General features: G+C 36.4%; 14 protein-coding genes and 1 riboswitch. All 14 genes read right to left on the bottom strand.

Annotated features, from left to right (window positions below):
- Positions 1 to 4: 4 nt before the first annotated feature.
- On the bottom strand, positions 5 to 664 hold the full coding sequence (gene tenA, locus P700755_RS14445) for a thiaminase II (protein ID WP_015025384.1): 660 nt from the start codon (positions 662 to 664) through the stop codon (positions 5 to 7).
- A gap of 47 nt (positions 665 to 711) precedes the next feature.
- A complete protein-coding gene (gene thiM / locus P700755_RS14440) occupies positions 712 to 1,521 on the bottom strand; it encodes a hydroxyethylthiazole kinase (RefSeq protein ID WP_015025383.1) in 810 nt (269 codons plus the stop codon).
- Between the two features lie 5 nt (positions 1,522 to 1,526).
- Positions 1,527 to 2,402, bottom strand: a complete 876-nt coding sequence (locus P700755_RS14435) for an ABC transporter substrate-binding protein (RefSeq protein WP_015025382.1) — start codon at positions 2,400 to 2,402, stop codon at positions 1,527 to 1,529.
- A 1-nt stretch (position 2,403) separates the two neighbouring features.
- Complete coding sequence (gene thiE, locus P700755_RS14430; protein WP_015025381.1) at positions 2,404 to 3,033, bottom strand: thiamine phosphate synthase; 630 nt, start codon at positions 3,031 to 3,033, stop codon at positions 2,404 to 2,406.
- A 62-nt stretch (positions 3,034 to 3,095) separates the two neighbouring features.
- A riboswitch (TPP riboswitch) is annotated at positions 3,096 to 3,184 on the bottom strand.
- A 138-nt stretch (positions 3,185 to 3,322) separates the two neighbouring features.
- Entirely contained in the window at positions 3,323 to 3,706 is a 384-nt protein-coding gene (locus P700755_RS14425) for an acyl-CoA thioesterase (RefSeq protein ID WP_015025380.1), read from the bottom strand.
- Between the two features lie 238 nt (positions 3,707 to 3,944).
- Positions 3,945 to 7,307 carry a S8 family serine peptidase gene (locus tag P700755_RS14420; RefSeq protein ID WP_015025379.1) on the bottom strand — a complete coding sequence of 1,121 codons (3,363 nt, stop codon included), beginning with the start codon at positions 7,305 to 7,307 and terminating at the stop codon, positions 3,945 to 3,947.
- Positions 7,308 to 7,634: 327 nt separating this feature from the next.
- Positions 7,635 to 9,521, bottom strand: a complete 1,887-nt coding sequence (gene ftsZ / locus P700755_RS14415) for a cell division protein FtsZ (protein ID WP_015025378.1) — start codon at positions 9,519 to 9,521, stop codon at positions 7,635 to 7,637.
- A 24-nt stretch (positions 9,522 to 9,545) separates the two neighbouring features.
- Positions 9,546 to 10,928, bottom strand: a complete 1,383-nt coding sequence (gene ftsA / locus P700755_RS14410; RefSeq protein WP_015025377.1) for a cell division protein FtsA — start codon at positions 10,926 to 10,928, stop codon at positions 9,546 to 9,548.
- A gap of 12 nt (positions 10,929 to 10,940) precedes the next feature.
- Positions 10,941 to 11,660 (bottom strand): cell division protein FtsQ/DivIB, encoded by a 720-nt coding sequence (locus P700755_RS14405; protein WP_015025376.1) that lies wholly within the window; start codon positions 11,658 to 11,660, stop codon positions 10,941 to 10,943.
- A complete protein-coding gene (murC, locus tag P700755_RS14400; protein WP_015025375.1) occupies positions 11,657 to 13,003 on the bottom strand; it encodes a UDP-N-acetylmuramate--L-alanine ligase in 1,347 nt (448 codons plus the stop codon). The genes P700755_RS14405 and murC overlap by 4 nt, the downstream gene beginning before the upstream one ends.
- Complete coding sequence (murG, locus tag P700755_RS14395) at positions 13,000 to 14,097, bottom strand: undecaprenyldiphospho-muramoylpentapeptide beta-N-acetylglucosaminyltransferase (protein WP_015025374.1); 1,098 nt, start codon at positions 14,095 to 14,097, stop codon at positions 13,000 to 13,002. Before murG ends, murC begins: the two co-directional genes overlap by 4 nt.
- On the bottom strand, positions 14,094 to 15,335 hold the full coding sequence (locus P700755_RS14390; RefSeq protein ID WP_015025373.1) for an FtsW/RodA/SpoVE family cell cycle protein: 1,242 nt from the start codon (positions 15,333 to 15,335) through the stop codon (positions 14,094 to 14,096). The genes murG and P700755_RS14390 overlap by 4 nt, the downstream gene beginning before the upstream one ends.
- Before the next feature lie 5 nt (positions 15,336 to 15,340).
- A complete protein-coding gene (murD, locus tag P700755_RS14385) occupies positions 15,341 to 16,684 on the bottom strand; it encodes a UDP-N-acetylmuramoyl-L-alanine--D-glutamate ligase (RefSeq protein WP_015025372.1) in 1,344 nt (447 codons plus the stop codon).
- Positions 16,685 to 17,905: a phospho-N-acetylmuramoyl-pentapeptide-transferase gene (gene mraY / locus P700755_RS14380; protein WP_015025371.1), complete on the bottom strand. Its 1,221-nt coding sequence runs from the start codon at positions 17,903 to 17,905 to the stop codon at positions 16,685 to 16,687.
- Position 17,906 lies beyond the last annotated feature (1 nt).

Here is a 17,906-nt window from a genome sequence, read left to right as displayed (position 1 = left end):
TAACTCAGACTGGCCATTTTTCCTTGCGATAAGCACTATCCCAAAACATCCATTCCAGTTGTGCAGTCTTTAGAAAAGCTTGTGTCATTTCTTCTCTTACTTTGGGCGTGGTATTTTGAGCATAATACTCTGTAATTTCAATAGCGCGATCAACAGACTTTGAAAAATCCTCACCTCCATAGGTATCTATCCACTTTTGGTAAGGATTATTATTTGTGTTGGCAATTGACAGCAAATAATCCCCGACTTCTTTATAAATCCAGAAACAAGGCAAAACAGCAGATAAGCTCACTTCTATAGAATCGTACTGATAAACTTCAGTAAGAAAACCAGTATACAAGCTACAAGTTGGAGATTTCTCTGGTGCCTTAAATCCTTTCAATTGAGTTATAAATTCTTTGTGCAAATCTTTTTCAACTTCAATAGTTCCATTCGCAAAACTCATATAGTCCAACGAATGATAAGGATCTTTTAATTGGGTAGCAATATTACCTAATACCTTCCCATAAATAGATAGATAAAAAGAATCTTGGTACATATAAAAATGAAATTGTTCAGCACTTAAAGTTCCTTCACTTAACTCTTTAATGAACGCATGATTTTTAATTTGGTTCATTAATGGATGTACTAAATCAACTGTTTTCAAAAACCATTTATAATTCATAATTCATTTATTTTAATAGTGGACTAATCGCATGGTATTATACCAATTTAAACAAATTCAATCTTGGATTTATCTCTCAAAATGGTGTCATTAAGTTTATATATTTCATCGATAAGAAATACTCTAAAACTCCCAGGATAACACCCTCTATTGTGCTGGGCAGCATGTTCACCAGCTATTCCCATGCTCAAGAAACTCGCTATACAAGAGGCTAACAAATTTTCCTTATTGGCACCGCAAAATCCAGCAGTAAGGGCCCCAAGCATACACCCAGCTCCTGTGACTTTGGTTAACATGTCATCGCCATTATGAACAAGTGCCGTTGTTTCTCCATCGGTTATAATATCAATTTTGCCTGAAGCTGCAACAATGCATTTCCAATCTTTAGCTAGTTGTTGACAAACTTCTACGCCATCCTCACCCTTATCTAAGGAATCCACTCCACGCACTTTAGTTTCTACTCCTGCCAAAGATTTGATCTCGCCGAGATTGCCTTTAATGATATCTACCTTACCAAAAGATCTTAACTTATCTATAAAACCAATTCGTCTTGGGATAGCTGCACAACCTACTGGATCTAAAACCAAAGGTATGTTGAGCTCATCTGCTGCTTTAACAGCTTGTAGCATAGCTAGCTCTTGCTCTTTGGTTAAGGTTCCTATATTTAGGTAAACAGCGTTGGCAAGCTTTGTAAAATCATAAGCTTCATCTGCAGATTCGCACATGGCTGGCGATGCACCAATGCTCAACAGAATATTTGCACAATCGTTTATAGTCACGTAATTGGTAATGGCCTCTACAAGTGGAGTTTTGGATCTTAAATTGGATAATTGACTGTAAATTTGTTTTTCTAACATAAATTTTAATTTAAAAATGCTTTTTTGAATTTATCTTCACTTAGATCTGTGATGCCGATCTCATTAAAGAACTTTAAAATAGGTAGCTCTTTTTCCGATAAAGATTCAAAGTCTTTACTAAAACATTTGGTTGTCGCTTTCAAAATATCGTCCATCAGTGGAGTTGATTCTTCTTTTGTATACGCATAGTAAATAGTATAAGCTTCCTCTGGGTTTGTCTCAATAAATTCAATAGCCTCTTGGATAGCTTCTACGAATGCATTTACTTTTTCTTTATTTTTTTGATAATATGATTTTGAGGTAAAAAGGTCTAAAGCACAAAAGTTTGCAAACCCAGCCGAATCTGAGTCCATATGGATCACATCCATATTTTCATGTTTAGCTTCAATACCTTCAAAATTATAAAAATACAGCCATCCTGCATCTGCTCCTTCTTTCATGTGTTTGATAAGGTAAAAATCCTTAGCAATAAATTCAATCTGTGAAGGCTTGATGTTTACGCCTTGTTTAGCCCCATAACGCTTTATAATTTCAAGGCCAATGCCATTGGTTTTCTCATTTGAAACTGGAGTGGCAACTTGGATTTTCTCACCTTTCTTTAGGGCCTCAAAAGAAGTTGTTTTCATAATAACGCCACCTTTAGTTTCAAAATAAGTTCCAAGAGAAAGGAATTCTGTATGGTACTGCTCAATGAGGTGCAAAGGTTCGTTGGTCGCAAATTCTATGTTTCCTTCAATGAGATCTTGAAGACCGTCATAGTGGTCTGTTGGTACTATCAATTCAAAATCGCTGATTCCATTTTTTTTCAAAAAACCCTTTGCTTCGGCAACGATTATTGGCAGGTGGTCTGGGTTTAAAAACCATTCGATAGCTAGTTTCATTTTATTCTGATTTTGAAATGAGTTTGTTTAATTCTGTAACCGTCTTTTTTATACTTTCAGATTCAAAAATATCACTTACCAAAGCATATAAATCCGGTTGAAAATCAACAATTTCATTGATGTTTTTACGATTGATCCCCCCTATGACACAAATTGGGACATCTAGTTCTGCTTTAGCTTTGGAAATAATTTCTTTGCTCACCACATCGGCTTTAGGCTTCGTTTTGGAAGGATAAATAGCCCCAAATGCCACATAATCGGCTCCATCATTTACCGCTTGCTTTGCGCGTTCAATATCTCCATAGCAGGACACTCCAATAAGCATTTTTTCTCCAACTTCTTCTCGAGTTTCTTTTACGGTTTGGTCTCTAAAACCGACATGAACGCCATCAGCACCTATTTTTTTGGCTAATTGCACTCTGTCATTTATAAAAAAAGTCGCTTTTTTTTGATCACACAAATCTTGTAGAGATTTAGCAATAGGCTCTAGCTCGTCATCTGTAGATGACTTATCTCTAAGTTGTATGACTTTGGCTCCTGCCTCCAAGGCTTCTTCTACCTGTTTTACAATGGTAGATTTTGGAGTTAATACTTCGTCTGTAACGGCATAAATGCCTTGTAATGATTTCATTTTTGTATAAAATTAAAAAAACCGCTTCATGTGTATACACGAAACGGTTTATTGATTTTTTTTCAATTTTTGTTTCGTTTTCCTACGCTGATATTACTCAGTTCAGGTTCTAGGATATACTCTCAGCCTTTCGGCACTCCTAACGATCATATAAAAGTAAATAATGTAAGTTAACTTATCCCCTTCAGCTATTCTAAATCTCTAGATTTTACATTAATTTTAAGATAAAGCCTGAGCTGAGTAGTGGGAAGCGTTAATTTTTAACGAAAATAAAATCAAAAAAAACCTTCTAAATGACTTTGACAGGATTTTTGTCTTCATCTATAGCCACGAAGGTGAATTCTCCAGTCACAGCTTTTTCTCTAAATTCTGTATACATCTCTTCTACAAAAATATCTACCCTAACTTTCAGGCTTGTATTGCCAACATAAGTTACAAGTCCAACTAATTCTATTATTGTTCCAGCTGGTATTGGTTTTTTAAAATCAATTTTATCGCTACTTACAGTCACCATACGTTGTCTACTAAACCTAGTTGCTGTTATAAAAGCGGTCTCGTCCATGGATTGCATGGCAGTTCCTCCAAATAGTGTATCGTAATGATTTGTAGTGTTTGGAAAAACAGCTTTAAAAATGACAGTCTTTGAATTTTCAATTCGCTCTTGAATGGTCATATATTTGAGTTATGATGCTAAGGTAAGTTTTTTACAAACTTAGTTTAATACCAAACTAAATTTATAATGTCTTATAAATAAATTGAATTATTTTATTCCCATGATTAAAAAAAACTGAGTATTTGCGATATTTTGAAAACAAATTTGTTTAAACCATTGAAGTTGGATTTATTTCCTACAAAACAAAAACCCCCACATCATTAGATGCAGGGGTTATCACTAATTAGATTATATAGTTTTATTCCTTAATAAATCTTTTGGTCATCGTGTCTTTTCCTGAAGACATCCTTAGGAAATAATTTCCTGAGGATAAGGACGATACATCTATCGCCGTATTTAAACCATTAGGTATTAAAGATATAAGAAGTTTTCCTTGAATATCAAAAACAGTCACTTTATCAATGGTTAATGGCGTATTTCCAAGCTCAAGAAACAATGTCTGTTGAGCAGGATTTGGGTATAGTGCTACTTTAAGAGTCTCAAATACATTTGAACTTAATGTACAAGCTGAGGTAGGATCTAACAATGTAATACTTACCGTTTCTTGTACTTCGTTGCCACTAGTGTCAATCAGTGTATATATAACCTCTACCACTTCATTTTCAGGATCATAATCATCACAGTTGAAATCAACTTGACTTAACTCCTGAGTTGCAATACCACAATTATCTATTGAACCTCCATCTACATCGTCTAGGCTAAGTGTTGCATTACCATCCTCATCCAATTCTAAAACAATATTCTCATTCAACAATATTTCTGGATTTTTATTATCATCAATAATGATATCTTGAGTTTGATTACTTATGTTTCCAGAACTATCTTCAAATTCCCATGTCACCGTTGTGCTTTCTAAAATAGGAAATTCTACAGTCGTTGTCCCTTCAATTTCAACTGCATCGCAATTGTCTTGTGAAGTTGGCGCGAAAAGCTCCACTACTTCACATTGAGCAACAACATCTTCTAAAACTGCTTGAGTTGGAACGGGCGCTTCATCACTAAAGGTAACGGTCACGGAAAGACGGTCTTGGCTTTCACATTCACCTTCTAAGCTAGCAGCATAAAGTGTTTCTCCATTAGAAATTATGTAGTCTGCTGCTAGAGCAGTTCCATTACTTTCTTGTGTATACCAGACAACAGTTACTGCATCCACTTCTAAGCCGTCTAATAACGGAACAGAGCAGAAATCTTGCTCTGCTTCACCCTCAGGTGCAAGTAAATTACACGTTTCATCAGATAACAGAATTACTGAGTAATCTTCAACCTCTCCCCATTCAAAAGATTCACAAGGTGATGGTAAACCATCATATTTCATAGAAACTCGCATTCTTAAGTTTTCTCCTTCTACAGAACCTTCAGGAACTGTGAACGTTGAACTCACCTCTGGACTTTTTGAAGGCGCACTTGATAAAACTAATTCTCCATCATCAGTAAAATCTCCATTCAGATTAAAATCTATCCAAACATTAATTCCTTCGTCATAGATTATTCCCGACCAATTGGGATTAACTGTAATTGTATACGATTCTGCTACAATTAGTTCTGTGGAAAGATTTGTAAAATCTGTATACCCTAATCCAGCACCAGATTCGTTATCTAAAGTATGTAATCTTACTCTGGCGATGTGCTCGTCGGTCGTTCTCTCGCCGGCAGAATTACAATACTCTAAAACAAATTCTTCAGTTGTGAATGTTATGGGTTCGGAATAGTCCGATGTGGTATTTTCAGTTAAACATTGAGTACGGATTTGAACTTCATACGTAGTTAATTCTGCAAGACCCTCCAAATTAATGGCATTGGTTTGTAAACTACTTTCGATCCAATCTGTGGTTCCTTCTTCTCTATATCTGAAATCAAACTCGCCGCCTGGAGCATTATCCCATAATAAAGAGGCAGATTCTGAATCTATTCCAACTACGGTAATTCCAGATGGAGGAACAGCTTCACAAACAACTGGCTCTGCATAAAGACCCGTTACAATTAAAGTAAAATTCTGCTGTCCATTGGTAAGACTCCCCTTATGAGTTACGGAAATCGTATAAGTACCTGAGGCATTTTCGATGTCTACTCTTTCAAATGGATCTCTGGAATTATTCCCCTTTTCATTAGTATTAACACCAGTTAATCTCCAAGGAAGATAATCGGTTCCTGTTTGTTCTAAGGATATATCAAGATCATTCACCAATCGTGCTTCATCAGAATTAACTTGTGTTGTTGCTGCCCCAGCAGGATCTGTCCATGATATGGAAGCCAAAAGTGCATCAACATCATTACTTTCCACTTCTAAGGTATACGTTTGACCAGGTAATAAAGACAAGTCATTAATGATAACACCGTTATCTTTTTGACTCAAACTTTCAGCAGCTCTTTTAGAATTCATTAGCCCCCAGCCAAATACCGCATCAGGGCCATCCAAACCAGCATCATCTGCTGTGTGAAGTATAAGTCCTTTAAGCGAAGCTGATCTCAAATAATTTCCATATAAATTATTTGAGTGTTGCTGAAGCAATAATGCACTCCCCGTAACATTTGGAGAAGCCATAGAAGTCCCTGAAATTTCACCGTAAGCTGTATCTCCAGTTTCATAAGTCGAAAAAACACCTTGACCATTACCAGTGATATCTGGTTTTATTCTAAGGTCATCTGTAGGACCTTGACTACTAAAAGAACTTATAAATACTGAAATCAATTCTCCATCATTAGTGACATTAGCGTCTCTTGCACTTGCAACAACCAAATTGTTTTTCGCTGTAGAATGTCCAGTTAATTTATCGTAGCTAGGATTACTGGGATCCAATGGAGATCCATTCCATGAGTTAGTACCATCGTTTCCAGCAGCAACAACCATCAAATAAAAAGGTGCATTATAATGAATTACATCCCAATTTCTAGATTCCCCAATGTACCCCCCAAAATAATAGTCTGGCAATGTATTTGGTCTAAATCCATAGGAATGGTTTGAAACCAACATGCCCTGAGCAGCAGCGGCTGTAGCTTCAGCTAGGTCATTATTCCATTTATACCCTTCAACATTGCCCTTTGGAGCCATTCCTTTTGCATTTGGAACCACGCCAGAAGCCATGATAGTCCCAGTGACATGGGCCGCATGAAAATTTAAATCTAAACCTTCCGAAGCTACATCCATTATCGTAACTCTAGTGTTCCCAGAGGTTTGGTATTCTTGGTGAGTGACTCTAGCATGACCACCGTCCCAAACATGAGCCGTCATATCTTGACCATCTAAGTTAAAGCCAGTTGAGCCGCCAATATTTAGATGATCTGTTCTCGTTGAACGAGAAGCATCTACATTATAAGTCTGATAATAAATAGGAGTTCCTTTTTCATCAAATCTTTGGAGTTCTGCATAGCTTCCATCTTTTAGCGTAAGAGAAGTCTCTAAATTTCTTCGTTTAGCTTGGTCTAAAACCGATTGTTTTTGAGACGTAAACACATCACCAAAATCGCTTGAAAGTTGATTGAGCAAAGAGGTATTGTATTTGGAAGTAATTCTTTGTTTCTGATCTTCCGTTTGAGAAAAAGACGTTAAGCTTATAGAGATAGTAAGACTAAACATCAAAAGCTTGAAGTAATTTGATTTCATGTTTTTTTTGTTAAATAATTAATTAATACCAAATTAAATTTATAATGTCGTGTAAATAAATTGAATTATACTACGACGTAGCTCAGCACAGGTTTTTTGATTGATTGAAATTAAAAATAATTAGCATAGCCTTAGTTACGGTAATTATTTTTGATAAAAAGCAGTCGAAAAAGAAACAATTTATTGCGACATTATAGGTTTAATTTGATATGAGAATCGCAAATTAGCAAAATAACACTATATTAACTTAAGCAAAAACGTTAATTTTTAAGCAAAAAAAAGGCTAACATAAATGTTAGCCTTTTTAATAGTGTAAGATTTTTACTTTTAATCTACATTATCGTGAAGAAAAGAGTTGTTGGATCTAAAGTTCAAATTGTCTTTATTACCTTCAACACTTGTTCTTGACAAACCTTTTCCTTGAGATTGGTTATTATCCAGTTCGATACCTGCACGTTTGTAGGCTGGCTGCTTTTCTATCTCATCGATATTGTTGGTGTTCCTAAATTTATAATTAAACTGCTTCATTTTAGCTTTGCGTTCTGCCGCTCTTGAAGCGAGTTCAGACAAAGACGTATTCATTGGATCCACCTCATCGCTATCGCCCTTGGGTTCAAACGATCTTGATGGGCTTACAGTTCGCTTCGAAAAATTAATCTCATCAGACTCGTTTGCATTTTTAACGTCATTCCTTTTCTGAGGTTTTGAAGACGGTTTATAAGTCTCCTCCTCTTTCATGAATTCACTAAGATCATACTTCTTAATATCGCGATTTGTTTTTTCGTGATAGGACTTAACTTCTTCAGCTTCGTTCACTTCAATATCTCGTGATGATTTAGCTGATCTGCCTGAAGGACTTTCGTCTTCATCATTAGAAAAGTCAAAATTTAGCATTCCTTCTGAAGTATTGTCGTCTTCAGAATTAGGCTCTTCCAAAATTTCCAAATCTTCTTCGTTCGCATTAACAATTTCAAAGTCTACGTCTAAGTTGTTGACATCTACTTTGTTTTTGTTATCATCGACCTCCTCTTTATTATCTTCAGAATTCAATTCATGAGCTACTTTGGACTTTTTGATGTTCGATTCGCTTCTATTTGCTGTTGGTCTAGATTGGGGTGCGTTTAGTGGTTTCTTTTTAAACCTCCCAGTAGATAAATTTTGCTCTATTCGCTGATCGTCTTCTAGCGTATGAATGATTTTTTTGGTTTCTGTATTGACAATTTCATCTTGTTGCTCAGTGTCGAACCCAGTGGCAATGACAGTGACTGAGATGGCGTCTTCTAAACTTGGATCGTCACCTACTCCCATGATGATGTTGGCACTATTCCCAGCCTCAGCTTGTATATGATCGTTGATTTCTCCAATCTCATCCAAGGTAATTTCATCTGTTCCAGAAACGATAAGTAATAAGACATTCTTCGCTCCTTTTATTTTATTATCGTTTAATAAAGGGGAGTCTAGTGCTTTCTCTATGGCAATTTGTGATCTATTTGCTCCAGAAGCTTCAGCAGATCCCATAATGGCTGTTCCACTGTTACTAAGAACTGTTTTAGCATCACGCAAGTCAATATTCTGCGTATAGTGATGAGTAATAACTTCCGCTATTCCTCGAGATGCTGTGGCTAAAACTTCGTCTGCTTTTGAAAACCCAGATTTAAAGCCTAAATTTCCGTAGACTTCTCTTAGTTTATTATTATTGATAACAATTAAAGAGTCTACATTGCTCCTTAATTCTTCAACGCCAAGTTGAGCCTGCTCATTTCGAGTGCGACCTTCAAACTGAAAAGGAATAGTAACGATACCAACCGTAAGAATATCCATTTCTTTTGCAAGTCTAGCAATAACTGGAGCAGCACCAGTGCCTGTTCCACCACCCATTCCTGCCGTGATAAATACCATTTTGGTATTTGAGCTCAATAAGCCTTTTAGATCTTCCCTGCTTTCTTCAGCAGCCTGTTTACCAATATCTGGGTTTGCTCCTGCCCCAAGTCCCTCGGTTAAGTTAACACCCAACTGTATTTTTGTTGGAACGGGGCTATTATCTAAGGCCTGAGAATCTGTATTACAAACGACAAAATCGACGCCTTTAATACCTTGACTAAACATATGGTTGATGGCATTTGAGCCACCACCACCTACTCCAATCACTTTGATCACATTGGACTGGTTCTTGGGGAGATCGAATGAAATATTTTCGAATTCTGGTTTACTCATAATTAATTTATTTTGGTTGGTATACTACTCTGCGTTGTCTAAAAATTCTTTTAATTTATCAAACCATTTCTCAACTACATTTCTACTTGGTCGTGCTGGTTGTTTAGGTTGTTCTGGAATGGATGGCTCTTCATGAGAATTCTCTTTACCCTCTGAGTTATGGTCCGCAGCAGTCTCTTCAGGTTGTTCTGCATTGACTCCTAGGTGTTCTTCTTCCGCTAATTCTCGCTCTTCTTTTTCAAACACCTTACGTTCTAGCCCATCCATGACTAGACCTACTGCTGTAGCATAAAGTGGACTCGCAATTTCTTTATCCGTTTCACCAGCCAGGTATTCATTAGGAAAACCTACCCTGGTATCCATCCCTGTAACATATTCTACTAACTGCTTTAGGTGTTTCAATTGAGCGCCTCCACCTGTGATTACTATACCTGCGATTAACTTTTTCTTTTGTTCCTCGTGACCGTAATTCTTTATTTCAAGATAAACTTGGTCGATAATTTCTACAGCTCTGTAGTGAATTACTTTAGACAAATTCTTCAACGAAATTTCTTTAGGATCTCTTCCTCTCAAGCCAGGAATCGAAACAATTTCATTTTCTTTATTTTCTCCAGGCCAAGCAGATCCAAATTTCACTTTTAGCAGTTCAGCTTGTTTTTCAATAATAGAACAGCCTTCTTTTATATCTTCTGTAATGGCATTACCTCCAAGAGGAATAACAGCAGTATGCCTTATGATCCCATCTTTAAAAATGGCCAGATCTGTTGTTCCACCACCTATATCTATAAGAGCTACTCCAGCTTCTTTTTCTTCTTGACTTAAGACTGAATTGGCTGATGCCAAAGGCTCCAAAGTCATACCGTTGAGCTCCAAACCTGAATTTTTTACACAACGACCAATATTCCTTATTGATGAAATTTGACCAACTACCACGTGAAAGTTCGCTTCTAGACGACCTCCGGACATTCCGCGGGGCTCCATAATTTCAGACTGCCCATCAACTTTATATTCTTGGGGTAGCACATGAATAATCTCTTCTCCAGGAAGCATCACAAGTTTGTGGACTTGACTACACAAATTGTCGATATCTTCATCTTCTATCACTTCTTCTACATCATTTCTAGTGATGTAATCGCTATGCTGTAAACTTCTAATATGCTGCCCGGCAATACCCACAGTGACCCCTTGGACTTCAATTCCAGAATTGGCTTCAGCTTGTTGAATCGCCTGCTGGACGGACTGTATAGTTTGAGTAATATTATTGACAACTCCGCGATGCACCCCCAAACTTTTAGTTCTCCCAATGCCTAGAATCTCTACTTTACCATATTCGTTTTTGCGACCAATCATTGCTACAATCTTTGTAGTTCCAATGTCTAAGCCTACTGCAATGTTATCTTCTTCCATCTGTGTAGATTATTACTTTATTGTACATACCACTTGGTTACCAAATTGCAAATCTATGCGTTTATAGTCGTCTAATTTATTGTACTCCAAAGCTTTTAAATAAAAAACTTTATAGTTTGTCAACTTTTTATCAAGGTAAGAAATCTGACCAAAATTGACAAGAAATTCTCTATCTCTAACGTTTAATACGTAGTGATTTTTAGATTTTTTTTGGATTGCAATAATATGTTTTTTAAAAAAATCATCACCCTGAATTTTCATTAAAAGTGGATAAACTTCTTTTAAATCTTTTGGCTGAATACCATAGACCATAGGGACTCTAGAGGAATAGTTTTTAGACAAAGGCATAGCGTGTCCTTCTGAGTCCAAATAATAAAAATCTTTGTCTTTAATCCTCGCAATAGGTTCTCTCTGAAAGATCTTCGCACAAAGTTTTCCATCCAAACTGTAGTAAGCTTCAGATGATTTAATCATTTCATTAGCATCCAAGGCGCTTTCAAAAATCGCAAGCCTTTTTTCATCCATCAACGAATCTCCATTGGCAGTTATCATATCCTTTAAGATCTGCTCTATTTCTACTTCAGTAATAAACAGTTTGGAGGCATCCATAAATTCTACCTGTAGTGATTTTACCGGTTTTGATTTTTGACGATGATTGGCAAAACCAACCAAAAAGAAGAGGACCCCTACTATCAAAATCAATCTCATAGTATGTAAGTTGACTATTTTCATTTTAATAGTTTTGAAATTTTTGATGCTTCTACCCCTATGTCTCCTGCCCCTAGCAAAACTATAACTTCTTCGCTGGCATTTTTAATTCTATTCTGTATATCATTTTTTAAAATAAGTTGTTTTTTAGGATGATCGATCAACTCCAATAAATATTTAGAAGTAATACCTTCAATAGGTTCTTCTCTTGCTGGATAAATATCTAAAAGATTTACCTCATCAAATTGAGCTAGGCTTTTCGCAAACTCATCTGCAAAATCTTTAGTTCTAGAAAAAAGGTGAGGCTGAAAAATGACCACAGATTTCTTTTCAGGATGCATTTCTGAAATAGCTTGATGCACAGCATCAATTTCTTTAGGATGATGAGCATAATCATCGATCACTATTAGAAAATCTGATTTGTATACATAATTAAAACGTCTTTGTACGCCTTCAAAACTAGCCAAGGCTTTGGCAAACCGATCTGCATAGCTAGGTTTGAAATCGATAGCTAAACACAAAGCTGCTGCTGCATTGAAGAGGTTATGATGACCTGGAAGTGAAAACTGAATATCCTTAAGGGTGATATCCTTAGACTTAAAATCAAACCTATAACTACCGTTTTCAATGTTGATATGTTGGATGCTATAGTCGGCAGAATGATTTACAGCTATAGATTGAGCCTGGAGATCTAGAGTCGAGTTTGCATAGAGATGACCTTTAGGGACCAAATTTGAAAATTCTTGAAATGCTAAAGTCAAACTTTCACTTGTTCCATAAATATCTAAATGATCTGCATCCATAGAAGTGATCACAGCTGCAGAAGGATGTAATTGAAGGAAAGACCTGTCAAATTCATCTGCTTCTATAACGACTACCTCTTCTCCATCTCCTATATAATTGGTCTTATAATTTTTGAGAATGCCTCCGCAAAATGCGGTTAACTTGATCTGGTTAGCTTTTAAAATATGAGCTAATATAGCTGAAGTTGTTGTTTTACCATGAGTTCCAGCAACGGCGAGAGTTGGTAAATTTTTGGTGATTTCACCTAGAATAAAAGCTCGCTTATACATGTCAAAACCATTGGCTTTGAAATAATTAAACAGAACGGAATTTGAAGAAATGGCAGGTGTAAACACCACTAAAGTCGACTCCTGAGGAAGTGTTTTCAATACGTTCTCTTCGATATCTTGCTGATAATATACTTCAATACCTTCTTCTTTAAGAGTTTGAGTGAGTTCAGTTTTGGTCTTATCGTAACCTAATACCTGCAATTCCTTTTGGTTGAAATATCTAGCCAATGCACTCATCCCGATACCTCCGATACCGATAAAAAAAATGTGTGTATAGTGTTGTATTGACTTCATTTACTTTTATTTTCTATGCGTTCAATTTGGTCTACAATAGTCTTTGTCGCATTGGGTTTTGCTAATTTCAAAATATTTTGAGATAGCTTATCTTGAAGCTGTTCACTAGAGATTAAATCTTTAAATACAGATTCAAAATGCTTTTCCAAATCACTTTCTTTTAGCATTATCGCCGCCTCTTTATCTTCTATAGATTTCGCATTTTTAGTTTGATGGTCTTCAGCTACATTTGGCGAAGGAATAAAGATCACTGGCTTTCCTGCTAGACTCAATTCACTCACGGCACCTGCACCAGCTCTTGAAATAATGATATCTGCAGAAGCATAGGCCAAGTCCATTTTAGAGATAAATTTTTCAACTTTTACAGTGTTGGAATTTAGAGAGGTGTATCGATCAAAATAGATCTTACCACATTGCCAGATCACTTGAAGATCTTCCGCTTTAAATAGCTCCAATCGATTCGATATCAACTCATTGATTCTTTGAGAACCTAAACTCCCTCCTATCACTAGAAGTGTCTTTTTTGAGGGATCAAGTTGAAAGTGCTGTAGTCCCAAGTCCTTCTTGTTTGTGATATCCAGCAAATCCTTTCGAACTGGATTTCCTGAAAAAATAAGTTTTTGTTTAGGGAAAAAACGATCCATGCTTTCGTAAGCTACACAAATAGAATCAGCTTGACTAGCTAACCATTTATTGGTTACTCCAGCATACGCATTTTGCTCTTGAATAAGGGTTGGAATTTTTAATAGTGAAGCCGTTTTTAGTAGTGGCCCACTAGCAAATCCTCCAGTTCCTATCACGACATTTGGCTTAAATGCTTTTATCAAAGCTCTAGATTTCAACATAGAATTAATCAACTTTAAAGGAAACAAAAGGTTACCAAGACTCAGTTTCCGCTGAATCCCCGATATCCAAAGTCCCTCAATTTTGAAACCTGCTTCAGGAACTTTAGTCATTTCCATTTTTTCTTTAGCTCCAACAAATAAAAACTCGGCATCTGGAAATCTAAATTTTAATTCTTCTGCAATAGCGATAGCCGGATAGATATGTCCACCCGTTCCTCCTCCTGAAATCATATATCTCTTCGCACTCATATCGTTTCGCTTAAGACTTCTAATGGGTTTTCTATCGCTTGATTATCTTCTCTCTCCTTCTCTTTGGCTTCAGCTATTGATCTAACTTCGTTATTTGCACTTACGCTAATGACAATCCCTAGAGATAAGCACGTCATCCAAATGGATGTTCCTCCACTCCCCACCAGTGGTAGGGTTTGACCTGTCACTGGTAAAAACTCAACCGCTACGGCTATGTTTACAAAAGCCTGAAAAATAATAGGAATACCCGCAGCAATCACCAATAACCTGCCGTAGGCTGTTTCTGATTTTGTAACGATAATAGCTATTCTATATAGCATAAATAAGTAAGCTAAGATGACTCCTATTCCACCTACCATTCCCATTTCTTCTACTATAATGGCATAAATAAAATCTGAAGAGGATTGTGGTAAAAAATTACGCTGCACACTTTTACCAATACCATTTCCAGTAATCCCTCCCGTCGCAATGGCTATTTTGGCCTTCTCGACTTGATATTGTTCTTTGGTTTGTTCGTCTTGGGTGAATGTTTCAATTCGACTTATCCATGTATCTACTCTATTTGGAAATAAATCTGGAAAAGCTTTGGCAGTAAGTCCAAATAAAACCAGACTAAGCATCCCAATACCAACAATAGCCCCTGTATATTTCATGGTATAACCTCCTACAAAAGTGAGGATTAGAACTATAAAAAAAATAATAGCAGCTGTTGATAAATTTGCAGGTAAAATAAGTCCTACCACTAAAAATACGGGAACCCACAGCGGGAGGATCGTTTCTTTAAAGGTGTATTCGGTATCTTTAATTTTTGACAAATACCTCGCGACATAAATCAGCAAAACCACTGAAGCTAAAGTTGAAGTCTGGAAGGAAAAGTTAACAATAGGGACTTGTATCCAGCGACTTGCATTAGCTCCCTGCATCGTTGTTCCTTGTAGAAGGGTCACAATTAATAATACAATAACAATAGGTAAAAGAATAATAGACAAGCCTCTGAAATAGTGATAAGGTATTTTATGGGTGGCATACAGGATTGAAAATCCTAATACCAAATGGATAAAATGTTTTACCAAATAAGCAAAGGTACTTCCACTCGCACCGTTGAGATAAGCTAAGTTACTAGAAGCACTGTACACAGGAATGAAGGAGAAAATAGCTAAAAGCGCAGCCACGGACCATAACATCCTATCGCCTTTAATACTTTTCAAAAAATCTGTCAGTCCTTTGCTTGTCGACATTTTGTTTATTTTTTTAGGTATTGAATCGCTTCTTTAAATTGTCTTCCTCTGTCTTCGTAATTTTCAAATAGATCAAAACTAGCACAGGCAGGAGATAAAAGCACTGCATCATTATCCTCTGTCAATCCATAAGCTTTTGCGACAGCATCAGTCATGTTTGAAGATTCGATGATTGTATCTACACAATTGCTAAAGGAATTGTATATTTTCTGATTGTCTATTCCTAAGCATACAATAGCTTTTACTTTTTCATTGACTAGAGGTAATAAGTCTTCATAGACATTACCCTTATCTACTCCTCCAACAATCCAGACTGTAGGTGCTGTCATACTATCCAAAGCATAAAACGTAGCATTAATATTGGTCGCTTTAGAATCATTAATAAAAGCCACCTTATTTATTTTTCCTAATTGCTCTAGCCTGTGTTCGACACCCTGAAAGCTTTCCATACTTTCTCGGATAGTCTGCTTTCTTATTTTTAATAATCTTGCTGCCGTTGATGCCGCCATTGCATTTCTAGTATTGTGGTCCCCTTTTACAGATAAATCATTAACAGACATAGTAAATAAGTTATGGTTAAGTTTTATATTTATTTTATTGTTCTCTATAAAAGCAGACAGGTCAGTCATTATCGTTGTATTGGTAAAAGGTATTAACTGTGCTTTTACTGTATTTTTTTCTAGCCAATTCACAATCACCTTATCATCTTTATTGTAAATAAGGAAATCATCTTTAGTTTGATTTTTTGTGATTTTGAATTTCGCCTGAATATATTCTTGGAAATTGTCATGATAACGATCTAAATGATCTGGTGTAATACTGGTTAAAATAGCGATGTGAGGTCTAAAATCTTCTACGCCGTCCAACTGAAAACTACTCAACTCCAAAACATAATTATGAAAACTTTGCCTAGCTACCTGTTCAGCAAAACTAAACCCCACATTCCCAGCCATGGAGACAGATAAACCTGCATTCTTTAATATATGATACACCATATTGGTTACTGTGGTTTTTCCATTGGAGCCTGTAATCCCAATAATATTAGCCCCTGTGAACCAAGACGCAAATTCAATTTCTGAGACTATCTTTATGCCGCTTTCACGAAGATTTTTGATCACCTCAAGATCATCTGAAATACCGGGGCTTTTTACAATAAGATCTGCCTCTTGTAATCTAGAAACAGTATGTCCCCCTTCTTCAAAATCGATCTCCTCTTTTTGGAGTTTGGCTTTGAATTTTGGCTTTAGCTTTGAAAAATCAGACAAAAACACATCATAGGATTTATCTTTTCCCAGAATGGCTGCGCCTACTCCACTTTCTCCTCCCCCCATAACAATCAGCTTTTCCATTTATCGAATTTTTAGGGTTACAATAGTCATTACTGCGAGTAAAATTCCAATAATCCAAAATCTAACAGCAATTTTTGACTCGTGGAATCCTAGCTTTTGGTAATGATGGTGCAAAGGCGACATTAAAAATATGCGTCGGCCTTGTCCAGTTCTTTTCTTGGTGTATTTGAACCAACCTACTTGAAGAATAACAGATAAATTTTCAATAAAGAAAATTCCACACAGGATGGGAATGAGTAATTCTTTACGGGTTGCAATAGCTATTACAGCTATAATCCCTCCAATGGTTAAACTGCCTGTGTCTCCCATAAATACTTGAGCGGGATAAGTATTGTACCATAGAAAACCTACTAAAGCTCCAGCAAAAGCGGCAATAAAAACAGTCATTTCTCCTGATCTAGGAATGTTCATGACATTCAAATAATCAGAGAAAAAAACATTTCCAGATACCCAAGCAAAAATACCTAAGGTAAGGACTATGATCGCAGATGTCCCTGCTGCAAGTCCATCAATTCCATCCGTCAAATTAGCACCGTTGGAAACGGCAGTCACAATAAAAATGACAACAGGAATAAAGATGAGCCATGCATAGCTTTTGGCGCCTTCACTTATCCAAGAGATTGCTCTAGTATAATCCAACTCGTTATTCTTAAAAAAAGGAATAGTCGTTGTTGTAGATTTCTCTTCTGGCGAAGTCTCAGAAATCATTTGAACATTATTTGTCGTCGTTACTTTATTATCCGATCGAACTGTAACATCAGGATGAAAATACATCACTGCCCCAACGAATATCCCTAAACCGATCTGCCCAACAATTTTAAATTTTCCTTCTAAACCTTCTTTATTTTTTTTGGAGATTTTAATATAATCATCCAAAAACCCAATAACTCCCATCCAAATGGTGGTAACAATAAGGAGGATGACATAAATATTATTCAACTGAGCCAATAATAATACGGGGATAAGAGTAGACATAATTATGATAAGTCCACCCATTGTGGGTGTACCAGCTTTTTCCTTTTGACCCTTCAGACCCAGCTCCCTAACGCTCTCTCCTATTTGCTTTCTCTGGAGAAAAAGGATGATACGCTTACCGAAAATCATAGAAATTAAAAGTGACAGAATGATCGCAAATGCAGCTCTAAAGGAGATATATTGAAACAAGCGGGCGCCAGGCAAATCATAATTATTTTCTAAGAATTCAAATAAATAATAAAGCATA

The organism is Psychroflexus torquis ATCC 700755, from assembly GCF_000153485.2.
GTDB lineage: Bacteria > Bacteroidota > Bacteroidia > Flavobacteriales > Flavobacteriaceae > Psychroflexus > Psychroflexus torquis.
The sequence above is the reverse complement of the archived record's forward strand: the minus strand, read 5'-3'. Positions and strand labels throughout refer to the sequence as shown.